Below are 13,464 nucleotides of genomic sequence, written 5' to 3'. Positions count from 1 at the left end.
TTATAGAATAATTATTAAGAATTATTATTAAATTAATAAAAACCAATTATTGATTTATTGTTAAGGACGTGTTTAGCAGTGTTATTTTTAAAAAAATTAGAAGCATTTGGTTTTAAATCGTTTGCTGAACCATTAAGCATTAATTTTGAGCATGAAATGATTGGCATTGTTGGTCCCAATGGAAGTGGAAAATCAAATATTAATGATGCCATTCGTTGATGTTTAGGGGAACAATCAATGAAATCGTTACGGGGTAATATTGTTGAAGATGTTATTTTTAACGGATCAGGTTCAAAGCTGCCATTAAATATGGCAGAAGTAAAAGTTACCTTTGACAATTCCCATCGTTTTTTTGACCTTGATTATGATGAAATTGAAGTAACCCGTCGAGCTTTTCGGGGGAGTGGTGAAAATGAGTATTTTATTAATAAACAACGAGTTCGCTTAAAAGATGTTCAGGATTTTGCGATGGATAGTGGAATCACGAAATCATCCTTAGCTATTATTTCGCAAGGAAATGTTAATTCCTTTGCGGAAGCAAAACCATTAGAACGTCGGGCATTATTTGAAGAAGCGGCCGGAGTTGCCAAATATAAAAAACGAAAATTAGAATCGCTAAAAAAATTAGAACGTTCAAACGAAAATTTAGCACGAATTAAAGACATTATTAATGAAATTGAACGAAAATTACCAAGTTTAAAACGGCAAAGTGAAAAAGCCTCAAAATATAAAGCTAAAAAAGATAAGTTAAATGAAATTGAACTTGCGATCTTAGTTAAAGATGTTACTTTCTTTAATCAAAAACTAATTGAACTAAAAGAACAACAAAAAGTAATTACCTTTGAAAAACAAGAAGCTGAACGAGAAATTACTTTAAAAGAAAATGAATATAATAGTTTAAGTAAAGAAAATTATAGTTTGGATAATAAAATTACTTTCTTATCAAAACAATTTCAAGTGTTAGTTAATGAAATTAGTGATTTAAAAGTTCAGAAGATTGAATTAGATAATAAAGAAAATGCTTTAAAAATGTCAAACAGTGATATTACTGTTAGCAATATGCTTCATGATTTTAATGAACTAAAAATAGCTTTGTATAATGAACAAGAAAAGTTAGCACTTTTAAATACTCAACAATCCGAAAATAAAACAATTCGAAATAACTATTTAAAAGAGCAGACCAAATATAGTGAAGAATTAGGAGCCCTTAATAAAACTATCTTTCGGCTAGAAAATGATCTTGACCGTTTACAACGAAGTTTTGAAAATAATGATAACTTACATGAAGGGGTTCGGAATATTATTAATAATAAGAACGTTTTACCTGGAATTATTGGGCTAGTCCAAGAGTTAATTACGGTCGATGCACAATATGAGCAAGCAATTGGAATTGCCTTGAGTGGTCGGCTACAAGATATTGTGGTAAAAAAATGTTGATAGTGCCAAAAAAGCGATTGGTTATTTAAAACAAAATAAGGCTGGTCACGCGACTTTTATCCCGCTGGATATTATTACTCCCCATTATCTTCGTGATGATGAAGAGTTTATTATTCAATCAGTAAAAGGTTATTTAGGAATTGCTCATAAATTAGTAAAAACTAGCAAAGAATACCAACCAGCAATTGACTATTTATTAAGTCGTTATCTTGTTTGTCAAAATTTTGACAGTGCTCAAGAAGTGGCAAAATTAATTTCTTATAAATATAATGTTCTAACTTTAGAAGGAGAACTAATTCGTCCCCAGGGTGCTATTTCAGGAGGAAATCGGAAAACTAAACAAATTCTAATTAATCCTGAAAAAGAAGTGGAAACTTTAAAACACCAAATTAATGAAAAATTAAAAAAATATGATGAGCTAAACCAAACCTTGAACCAGCTAAATAATAAGTTAGATGAAATTAATGAAATTATTAATGAAAATCAAAGTTCAATAGGTGCAAGCAAACGTCAAATTGAAATTCTTGACCAGGATAAAAGTAAATTAAAAAATGAATATCAGTTATTAACTTCAAAAAATATTGATGAAAGTGAAGTTGCAGAAAGTAAAGATGTTATCGGAATTCTTGAACAAATAAACCACAAAGAAATTCTCAAAACTGAAGTTGAGCAACAATTAAATGTTGCGCGGAGTCTAAAAGAAAAACAACTAACCCATTTAAATGAGTTAAACAATGCTATTTCAGAAAAAAGACACTACACCGGAGTTTTATTAGAAAAAGTTGTGAAATTAAATACCGATATTACAATGTTAAATTCAAAAATCCAACAAGATTTAAGTCGTTTAACTGAGGAATATCATATGACATATGACCATGCTAAAACATTAGAATTAAAATCAATTGAAAATGAAGATGAAATTCGGGAAGAAATTAAAGAATTGCGAAGTGAATTAGCAACGATCGGAAATGTTAATCTGGACGCCATTCAAGAATATCAAGAAGAGTATGAACGCTATAGTTTTATGAAAAATGAGTATGATGATATTAATAATGCTGTTAAAAACCTCTTAAGTTCAATTGATGAAATGGATAGTTTAATGGAAGAACAATTTGATAAAACAATCAAAGAAGTTAACCAGGCGTTACCTTCAACTTTTGAAGTATTATTTGGTGGGGGGACAGCGAAAATTATTTATACCGAACCAGATAATATTTTAGAAACGGGAATTGATATCAAAATATCTCCCCCGGGAAAAAATATTAATAATTTAAACTTATTATCCGGAGGAGAAAAATCCTTAGTAGCATTGTCAGTTTTATTTGCGATTCTAAAAGTGCGTCCAATTCCATTAGTTATTTTGGATGAAGCAGAAGCCCCGTTAGACCCAGCAAATGTTGAAAGATTTGCGAAATATATTCGGACTTTTGTAAATACCACGCAGTTTATTATTGTGACCCACCGGGTAGGAACTATGGAACACTGTGATGTCTTATATGGGGCAACTATGCAGCAAAAAGGGGTTACTAAAATTGTCGGAATTAAATTAAAACAAGCAGAAGAGATGATCGCTCAAAATAAAAAATAAAAAACAATAAACTATATTGTTTTTATTTTTTTTGATACAATTAAGGAAAACATTTATATTGTATTGAGACCATCGGATATAAGGAGACTAATAGACGGAATGTCAAAAAAAAGGCGCGCACAATAATAAAAATACCAAAAAGTGTGAAATATGAAAAAAAACTATGGGAAGAAATTACTAACCATCGAATGATGACAATTATTGTTTTTGTATTAATTCTAGTGATTGCAATTGTAATTTGAACTGTGTCAACAGCAAGCAACGTTATTGTGGCGGGGGGAAGTACCTCAGTGGCTCCCATTATGAATGATATTACAGAACAATATAAGAAAAAACGTGGTGAGGATATTGTTTATAATGCCTTAGGAAGTGCGGCTGCCTTGGTTGGGGCCCAAAATGGAAGTTATGCCTTTGGATTTTTATCGAAGGATGTTAATTCAACTCCAAAATCGGGTGATAATGGAGCTAATGCTCAAAATTTATGAAATAATAAGCATGTTTTGCGTTTTGTGTTTGCGCGGGATTATATTTTACTAACCTATCATTTACCAAATGGGTGTAGTTTAAAAAAAGACCCCCTAACAAATAAACCAATTCCGCTTAATTTTTCGGCGTTTTTTGGTGGGGATGGAACCAAGTTAATTCAAAAGATTTATGACCATAATATTACCTGAGGAGCTGCTTTTAAAGATCAGTTAGTTTGTTCCCCGTCCGGCAGAAATAGTGGTTTTTATACATTGACCAGAGAAGCTGGAAGTGGAACGCGGGATTTCTTTGAAAGTGGTGTTATTAAAACAAAAATTTATAGTACTGATCAAGTTGCTTCTTCAAACGGAGCTATGTACCAAACCTTAGCAACAACCCCGGGTTCAATCGGCTATTTATCATTTTCTTTTATTGAACGAGTTGCAAGTGACCCGCAATTAGGAATTCAAGCAGTCGCAAGTGTTACAGGAGCAAGTAATCCTAAATCAGAACTACCATATGTCTATGATGACACTGCCAAAACATATGATTTTAATCCTGATTACTCATTGGTTCGCCCATTTACCGGAATAGTCAATACTGTCGGAAAACATTTTAACAAAGCGTTAGAATTTATTGCTTGGATGCTAGATCCAAAACCATATGATGATTATAAAAAACGTGGCATCCCGCTAGCGCCAGATGATGCTGCCTATTGGTATATTCATGAAGGAGATCAGCCCTTAACCCATGATGATATTTACTTTTTAAAGTATAATAATAATACTAACTTTGCAATTAATGGGAATGGGACACTTCCCGGTTGAGGAATGAACAAAAAATATTTAAGTATTTGGGATTATATTATTCGTCAGAATCCCGACTATGATCATAACTACCCAGTTTATAAGGGAACAGATGAGGTAAGTAACTAATGAAAAATAACGAAGTAGCAAATAAAAGGAATTTTAAAACTTGATTAAGTGACCTAAAATATAAGTTTTTAAATAACTTTAAGGGTCGTAAGCAATTAACTGATTTTGTTTCAAAATTGTTAATTTACTTTTTTGGTATGTTAACAGTTATTATTTTATTAGTTTTAGTGGGGTTCATTATTTATAAATCAGTTTATTTCTTCCAAAATTATGCTGGTGGTTTTTGAGGATTTTTAAGTGGTGGCTCATGAATTGCAAATAATAATGACTTTGGAATTTGAAAAATTATTATTTCAACCTTCTTTGTCTTATTATTTTCTTTAGCAATTGCAATTCCATTAACCATTTTTTCTTCACTATTTATTTGTGAATATTTATCACCAAAATGGAAGCGTCGTGTTATTAGAATTGTCCAGTTATTAGCCGGAATTCCTTCGGTTGTTTTTGGACTATTTGCCTTATCAATCTTAGGTCCATTATTTATGTTATTAGGAGCCCCCGCCGAAGCTAATTTATTAGTTACTTCAATTACGTTAGCTTTTATGGGCTTACCAATCATGATTTCATTGAGTATCAATGCCATTGATAATGTTCCCGATGCTTATCGGTTTGGTTCTTTAGCGTTAGGGTTAAGTAAAACAAATACTACTTATCGCATTGTGTTTCGTTCAGCATATTTTAAAATTATTACTGCTGTAATGATGGGAATGGCTCGCATTATTGGTGAAACAATGGCAGTTATGATGATTTGTGGAAATGCGCCCAATGGATTAAAATTAAATAGTGGCTTCTTAAACTTTATTTTTTCTTCAATTGCTACCTTAGCTTCCACAATTGGATTAGAAATGTTAGAAAACTCAGGGCCAATGCATGAATCAGCTTTATATGCGATTGGGTTAATTTTATTTATGATTGTTTGTGTGATTAACATTATTGTTGTTTCTTCGCAAGCATCACGAAAACGTAAAATTACTCGTCACACAAAACGGCCAGGTAAACCATTAGTTTTAAGTAAAGAGTACAGTCCGGAAAAAATTAATGGGATCTTTTATAAAAAAATTGAAAAAAAACGTCGATGGTCAAAAGTTGGCGACGGAATTGGAATATTCTTTATGATATCATCTACTGTTGTTGTTGTTGCCTTTACTTTAACAATTATTATTAGTATTATTGTAAAGGGACTCTTTGGAATGGTCTGACATGATTTAATTTCGACATCAACTTATAATGAAGGCACCGGAATTTTAGCAACATTTCTTGTAACACTGCTATTAGTAATTTGTTCAATGATTTTTGCAATTCCCTTGAGTATGTTTGTGGCAATCTATCTAAATGAATATGCCCAACCCACAAGTTTTTTAACAAAAGCAGTACGGTTTACCATTGATGTTTTAGCATCAACACCAAGTATTATTTACGGAACCTTTGGGTTAGCATTCTTTATTGGGGTTTGCCGTTTACCCCTGTCCATTTTAGCTGCCGGTCTAACCTTAACAATTGTAATTCTTCCAATTATGATTAGGAGTATTGAAGATTCAATATCCGGAGTTGATAATGCTCTTCGCCAAGCGTCATTAGCATTAGGAGCTTCCAAAACAGCGACAACCGTTAAAGTTGTTATTCCGAATGCGCTACCAGGAATTATGACGGCGATTATTTTAGCAATGGGAAGAATTATTGGCGAATCAGCCCCAGTTTATTTAACATTAGGAACAGCGGTGCGGTTACCAATTGCCGGATTTATGTCACCAGGGGCTAGTATGACAACAGAAATTTTAATGTTATGAAAAGAAGGAGCAACCGCTGATGCAATGCGGGTAATGTATGAACTAGCCTTTGTTATTATGGTATTAATCTTAATTATTAATGGCTGTGCTAGTTTGATTTCTAAAAGATTTACTCCAGGTTATCATAGTATTTCCTTTAAAGAAAAATGGAAACTACGAATTAAATTGATTAAAAACTTTAATTATAAAGAATATTGTTTGAAAAAGATTGATAATTTAAATTATTATTGAAAAAAAATCACCGCAAAATTTAGCAGAAGAAAAAATAAAAAAGACCAAAATCGGGGGGAATAAATTATGGATCCAAATATTATTATTAATAAGCCAACCTTTGATTCATCAGACAGTAATCCTGATTTAATCCAAGTTGTTAATGTTGATTTCTTTTATAAAACAAATAAACAAGCATTATACAACATTTCGATGAACATTAAAGAGCATGCGGTAACGGCTTTAATTGGTCCATCGGGATGTGGTAAATCAACTTTATTACGTTTGTTTAACCGGATGAATGATTTAATTCCAAAAACTGTTTTTAAAGGTCAAATTTTAGTAAATGGAAAAAATATTTATGGACCGGAAACAGATATTGTTAAGTTAAGAACAGATATTGGGATGGTGTTTCAAAAACCTGCTCCTTTTCCAATGTCAATTTATGATAATGTGGCTTATGGTCCCCGCAGTCAAGGAATTAAAGATAAAAAAATCTTAAATAGTTTAGTTGTTGATAGTTTAAAAAAAGCGGCGTTGTGAGATGAAGTTAAAGATAATTTAAAAGATTCGGCGTTAGCCTTATCAGGGGGGCAACAACAACGGTTAAGCATTGCAAGAGCAATTGCAATGAAACCGAAAATTTTATTAATGGATGAACCAACAAGTGCGCTTGATCCAATTTCAACTTCAAAAATTGAAGAATTAATTCAACAATTAAAAAAAGATTTCACAATTATTTTAGTTACACACCAAATGCAACAAGCAGCACGGGTTGCTGATTATACGGCATTTTTCTTAAAAGGAGAATTAATAGAGTATAATAAATCAAAAATTATCTTTTCGTATCCAAAAGATAAACGAACTGAAAATTATATTACTGGCAGATTTCAATAGAAGGAGGTAGTCTTTATGGGAGTAAGAATTGAAAATGATTTGGCTCAAACAAAACAAATGGTGATTGATATGATTTCAATGACCCGCAATCAGTATGATGATATGTTTCAATGCCTAAAAAATGATGATCCAGAAATGGCCAAACAAGTAATTGAAAATGACCAGTCAATTAATAAAATGCAAGAAGCCTTTGTTGAAGTTTCCCTTTGAAAAATTGCTAAACAACAAATGGTAGCAGGTGATTTGCGCCGTGCTGTTGGTTTTATTTCTATTGTCCATGATGTCGAAAGAATTGCTGACTATGCAAAAAATATTTGTCGCTATTATTTAAAATACAAACCATCTAATAAACTAGTTGGTTATTTGCAAAAATTACTTGAAAAAGTAATTGAAATGTTAACTGAAATATCAAAAATTTTTGAAGAAGAAAAAATTTCATTAGCGTATAACATGCCGAAATATGATGTTGATTTAGACAAAATTTATCGTTCTGAAAATGATGAATTAATTGAAAAAATTAGAGAAGCAAAAACTAAAAATGAAATTAAATTAATTACTTCAACGATGCAACAATTAAAATATATTGAAAGAGCTGGTGACCATGTTATTAATATTGCGGAATCTTTAATTTATATTATTGAAGGACGTACTTATGATTTTGACAAACCAGTTTAAAATAATTATTTCCAAGTGCTTTTAAAAAGCATTTTTATTTTGGCAATTTCTTAATATTTTATTACTTATTATTTACTCAATTTTGAGAATGGTATAAAATAGGAGTGTTATTATCGAAAAATAAAGGAGTGGAAGAGGTGTCTTACCAAGATAATTTAAACTTATGGAAAAATGCTCATAATTTAGATCCTAAATTAAAAGCAGAATTTGAAAAAATGAATGAAACTGAACTACAAGAAGTTTTTGCTAATGACCTTGAATTTGGGACCGCCGGATTGCGGGGAATTATTGGGGCCGGAACTGGTAGAATGAACCTTTATACAATTCGCCGTGCTACTTTAGCATTTATGCAATTTTTACAAACGCAGCATTCACCAACTGATTTAAAAACAAAAGGAGTGGTAATTGGCCATGACAATCGCCATTTTTCAACTGAGTTTGCCCAAGAAGTTGCTAATATTTTAGCAACTAATAATATTAAAGCAATTTTATTTGATAAAAACGAATTACGCCCAACCCCCGTGGTTTCGTATTCAATTCGTAAGGTTAATGCCTTAGCAGGGATTATTATTACTGCTAGTCATAATTCTCGTGAATATAATGGTTATAAAATTTATGATGAATTTGGTTGTCAATTTTTACCTGTTGCAACGGATGTGATTGGGGAATACTATTTAAATATTAAAAATGAGGTTTTTGATTTAGCATTAAATCCAGATCCCAATTTAATTACTTATGTTCCGCATCAAATTGAACAAAATTATATTGATGATGTGAAAGCAATGCAATTTTATCCAAACCAATTTCGGAACATTAAAATTGTTTTTTCTAACTTACACGGGACAAGTAAAGATTGGACCCCAAAAATTTTACGCGAATGTGGATATGAAGTCATTATTGTTGAAGAACAGTATCCAAATGATCCTGATTTTACTTATGCGCCTAATCCTAATCCGGAGTTACCAGAATGTTATGATTTAGCAATTAAATATGCTAAAAAGCATGATGCGGATATTATCATTTTAAATGACCCCGATGCTGACCGGCTAGGAATTGCGGTCAAAACAGCTGCTAATGATTATTATTTAATGACAGGAAATGAAACTGCCCCAGTACTAATTGAGTATTTATTTTCACATTACAAAAAAAATAATACCTTACCGCCAAATGGGGTAATGTATAATACTTTTGTTACTGGTAATTTATCTGATAAAGTTGCGGAAAGTTATGGGGTTAAAGTTATTAAAACATTAACCGGATTTAAATGAATTGGTTCCCAAATGCGCTTAGAACCCAAACGCAATTTAAAATTCTTATTTGGGTTTGAAGAAGCATATGGTTATGTTTTAAAAGATATTACCCGTGATAAAGATGGAATTCAATCCTCAATGGTAATTGTGGAGGCTTGCTGATACTATCACCAACAAGGAAAAAGTCTGTATGATGTTTTAAATGATATTTACCAAAAATTCGGTTACTATTATTGTTACACTGTAAACTTAGTTAAAAAAGGCGTTGAAGGTAAACAAATTATTAAAAATATGTTAAAAACATTACGTAATGAGGAAATTAAACAATTAAATAAAATTAAATGTGTTAATAAAGAAGACTATTTAAATGGTTTATACAATATGCCCGGCCAAGATTTATTAAAATTTTATTTTAAAGATGGTAGTTGGTTTGCGGTGCGAGCAAGTGGAACAGAACCTAAAATTAAATTCTATTTTGTTTGTGTTGATAACTCAACACCAAATGCCAAAGCAAAAATGGAAGCCATGTTTAAAGATCTAGAAGCTAATTATTTAAGTTAGGTTTAAAAATAAGAATTTTATTTAAAATAAAATTCTTATTTAATATTTTTAGGTTAGTTTAAATCAAATGTAAAATATGTTATGATTGATGCGTATAGTAGGAAGGATTTTTTCAAGATGGTAAAAATTATATTTGAAGCAGATGATAATCGTAAAGGGATTATTGATAAACTTTTTGTTAATAATGATCAAGAAGTGAAAGCAAATGATAAATTAACAAGTGTGGTTACGCAAAATAAGATTTATGAAATTAAAGCACCAATGGCCGGAATTATTAAGAATATTTTAGTGTATGAAAATAAGGTCATTAATAGTGGCGATGTTTTATTAGAAATTCAAGATGCGGATAGTCCCCATGTGCTAAATAATGAATCATCAACTACCCAAGGAACTTATGGAGTTTATAACCAACCTAGTGTCAATAATCGTTATAATAATGAACGTAACCCATATCAACAAAATGATAATAAAAAATCCGAAACGGAACTATTTCGTGAAGAGTTAATTGAAACGTTATTATCGCGAGAAGTTGCTAGTGATAAGAGTACGGATGAAGGGGACACAACAATTGAGTTAGGTAATGAAAATTTAAACCAAAATGAAATGACAAAAATGACATTCGAAAATTCCGAACCCCCAGTGCCAAGTCAAGATTTAACTTCTGAATTGTTGACTGATATTATTAATAACGAAGAGTTTGCGGCGGAATTAGAAGCGTTTGAGTTTAATTTAGATAACGTTAAAAATAGTTTATTAAATGTTGAAAATGAACTTAATAATAAAGCTAGCCAACAAGAAATTATTAATAATATTGCTAACCTAGCGCCAGAACCATCTGTGGAAAAAAAACATCTGTTGAATGACCAAATTTCTGATACAACTATTCATTGTGTTTATGAAGACATTCAAAATGAATTAAATAAGGAAAGTAATGAACAAGAAATTATTGGTGATACTTCCCCAGCTGAAAATCTTCATGTTGACCAAACGATCTATTTTGATGAAGAATTAGATGTTGAAGACCCGAGTATTAATTTTGAGCCACAAGAGTTGGCAGATGATTTATTCCCAACCAATCATTCCGAAGTTTTAGACAACACTGAAATTAACCAAGACAATAATGATAACACAACATCAATTGCTAACTTAAATGAAAATGAAGATTCTCAACATGCTAATGAAATTTTAGCAGATGTTACTGAAAATGCGGCAGATGAGTTACCAACTCCACCTAATGGTGAAGAGGAAAACTCCCAAATTAATGTCGTAAAATTAACAGATGAATCAATTAATAAACAACAACAAATTATGAACAGTAAACGCAACATTGCACATGGTTTTATTGATGTGGAAGTTGATGTTAGTGAACTTGTTAATTTATTAGCAATTATGCGTGAGCCATATTTACAGCAAAACATTAATTTAACTTTAATGCCATTTTATGTGAAAGCTGTTCATGATGGTTTAAAAAAGTTCCCATTATTTAATGCCCGCTATGATCGTGAAACTAATGCGGTGGTGTTTAAATGATTTTATAACATTGCGGTTAGCGTTGATAATATTAACACTATGAAAATGCCGATTTTGCATAATATTACTGATGAATCGGTAAAAGAAATTGCCATTAAATTATCTGATTTAATTGATCGAACAGTTAATGAAAACAGTCGTGGGAATGAATACCAAGATTCAACCTTTTCAATTGTAAACTTTGGTGAATATGGAATTACCCGCGGGACAGTTACCATTCCCGAAAGTCAAATTGCCAGCATTGGAATGGGAATTATCTTTAAAAAACCAGTAGTTGTTGAAAAGAATGACATTGCAATCCGTGATATTATGATGATTACTTTAGGTTATGATGAATCAGTGATTAATATTACCGAGGCAAGCAAATTTATTCATTATGTTGCTTATTTATTATCAAATCCAGGTTTATTATTATAAAATAAAAGGGTGATAATGTTTCACCACTTTTTCTTTTTAGAAAGGACCAACTTAAATATGAATATAAAAGACTTAACAACAGAAGCTAATAATATTACTTTAATTGCCATTGCGGATAAGGTCTCGCAAGCTGTGGCAAGTAATGGTAATACTTATTTGACAATTTTACTAAAAGATAAAACTGGAACAATTGAAGCTCGATTATGAGACGCCAAACCTCATGATTTGGAAACTTGAGTTAAAGGGAATTTTTATAAAGTAAATATTAATGTGATTGAATACCGTAAGGTTTTACAAGCAAAAATTAATAGTTATGATGTTGTTGATAATGAAACAGTTAACTTAGAAGATTTCATTCCTATTGCCCCACTTGATAAGGAACTTATGTACCATGGAATTTTAGAGACAATAAATAATTTAACCAACAGCGATTATCAAAACATTATGCGGTTAATTTTACAAAAATATGGAGAACATTTTAAAATTTGACCAGCCGCTATTCGTAATCACCATGAAATTCAGTCGGGACTACTATGACATAGTTTAACAATGTTACAAATGGCAAAAGCTGTTGGGAATGTTTACCATGATCGCTTAATTGATTTAGATTTATTATATTGTGGAATTATTCTACATGATTTAGGAAAAGTAGTTGAAATTACAACCGGAACAAGTAGTGACTTTTCATTAGAAGGTAAGTTATTAGGACATATTTCAATTATGGCTAATGAGTTACATACAATTGCCAAAGAACATAATTTATATAATGATAATATTATTTTGTTAGAGCATATGATTTTAGCTAGCCATGGTCGGTTAGAATATGGTTCACCAGTTGAACCCCATATTTTAGAAGCTGAGATTTTATCATTTTTAGATAATTTAGATGCCCGAATTTATCGGATTGATAAAGAACTAGAAAAAGTTGAGTTAAATGGTCAGACCCCACGGTTATTATCAGTGGAAAACCGTTGGTTTATTAAACATTTTAATAAAAAATAAAAATTTGGTAAGTTAATCATTAACTTACCAAATTTTTATATGGAAAACGTTTTTTTAGAAATAATTCTCATCCAGGTGTTGGCTCAATTTCAGGATAAATTGTTTTGAACGCCGTAAATGCTGTTTCAAAGTTATTATTATCAACAATATTATTAATGACACAAAACATAAAAGCAACACTAGCACTTCGATTAATTCCCTGAACACAGTGTAAATAAACATTTTCATCTTTAAGGTTAATGTAATAATCAAGGAGTTTTAAAATCTCCTTAATTTGTTGGATATTTATTTTTTGATCAGTAAAGATAAAATCCGGAAATGGGAAACTAAAATATTGGACATTTTCTTCAGTTTTAATAGGATTCATAAATAGTTTTTGTTGGCTAAGGTCACTGCTTTGATCTAATTCTTCAGCAGCGTTAATATCAATCAATGAATCACTATTTCTTGACATATAATCTCCTAAATAAAGATTTTTAGTAATTTTTCGATACATAGTTTTTCACCCACTTATATTATTACTTATTTTTAAAAAAATTCAATTTTTCTTTTTAAATATTTTATTCGCATTTAATAATTATTTTAAAAATTTTAATAAAGTAACTATTTTTTAGTGGTTTTTTATTGATACTTTATAGTACAATTATGGGTAGACAAGACTAATTGGGAAGGGAATAGCTATGAATGATGTTTAATTATTTTTTACGCAT

General features: G+C 30.8%; 8 protein-coding genes and 1 pseudogene. 8 read left to right on the top strand and 1 reads right to left on the bottom strand.

Annotation, left to right across the window (positions count from 1 at the left end; genetic code table 4):
* Window positions 1-78 precede the first annotated feature (78 nt).
* The 8 genes and pseudogenes from P344_RS08130 to P344_RS04655 all read left to right on the top strand — a co-directional run bounded on the left by P344_RS08130 (window position 79) and on the right by P344_RS04655 (window position 12,754).
* Window positions 79-3,025, top strand: a pseudogene (locus P344_RS08130) (chromosome segregation protein SMC).
* 143 nt (window positions 3,026-3,168) lie between these two features.
* A complete protein-coding gene (ptsS, locus tag P344_RS04685) occupies window positions 3,169-4,425 on the top strand; it encodes a phosphate ABC transporter substrate-binding protein (protein ID WP_025317718.1) in 1,257 nt (418 codons plus the stop codon).
* The gene (pstA, locus tag P344_RS04680) at window positions 4,425-6,506 is read left to right on the top strand and encodes a phosphate ABC transporter permease PstA (RefSeq protein ID WP_025317717.1); all 2,082 of its coding nucleotides are present in this window, start codon (window positions 4,425-4,427) and stop codon (window positions 6,504-6,506) included. The genes ptsS and pstA overlap by 1 nt, the downstream gene beginning before the upstream one ends.
* Window positions 6,507-6,509: 3 nt before the next feature.
* Entirely contained in the window at window positions 6,510-7,319 is an 810-nt protein-coding gene (pstB, locus tag P344_RS04675; protein WP_025317716.1) for a phosphate ABC transporter ATP-binding protein PstB, read from the top strand.
* A 15-nt stretch (window positions 7,320-7,334) separates the two neighbouring features.
* Complete coding sequence (phoU, locus tag P344_RS04670; protein WP_025317715.1) at window positions 7,335-7,994, top strand: phosphate signaling complex protein PhoU; 660 nt, start codon at window positions 7,335-7,337, stop codon at window positions 7,992-7,994.
* A 104-nt stretch (window positions 7,995-8,098) separates the two neighbouring features.
* The gene (locus P344_RS04665; RefSeq protein WP_236681375.1) at window positions 8,099-9,805 is read left to right on the top strand and encodes a phospho-sugar mutase; all 1,707 of its coding nucleotides are present in this window, start codon (window positions 8,099-8,101) and stop codon (window positions 9,803-9,805) included.
* A 117-nt stretch (window positions 9,806-9,922) separates the two neighbouring features.
* Complete coding sequence (locus P344_RS04660; RefSeq protein ID WP_025317713.1) at window positions 9,923-11,752, top strand: 2-oxo acid dehydrogenase subunit E2; 1,830 nt, start codon at window positions 9,923-9,925, stop codon at window positions 11,750-11,752.
* 57 nt (window positions 11,753-11,809) lie between these two features.
* Window positions 11,810-12,754: a 3'-5' exoribonuclease YhaM family protein gene (locus P344_RS04655; protein ID WP_025317712.1), complete on the top strand. Its 945-nt coding sequence runs from the start codon at window positions 11,810-11,812 to the stop codon at window positions 12,752-12,754.
* A gap of 19 nt (window positions 12,755-12,773) precedes the next feature.
* Here the strand turns inward: P344_RS04655 and P344_RS06195 are convergent, their stop codons facing one another.
* A complete protein-coding gene (locus P344_RS06195) occupies window positions 12,774-13,250 on the bottom strand; it encodes a protein-tyrosine phosphatase family protein (RefSeq protein ID WP_081717405.1) in 477 nt (158 codons plus the stop codon).
* Window positions 13,251-13,464: the final 214 nt, after the last annotated feature.

The organism is Spiroplasma mirum ATCC 29335 (assembly GCF_000565195.1).
In the GTDB taxonomy this organism is placed as follows: domain Bacteria; phylum Bacillota_I; class Bacilli_A; order Mycoplasmatales; family Mycoplasmataceae; genus Spiroplasma; species Spiroplasma mirum.
The sequence above is the reverse complement of the archived record's forward strand: the minus strand, read 5'-3'. Positions and strand labels throughout refer to the sequence as shown.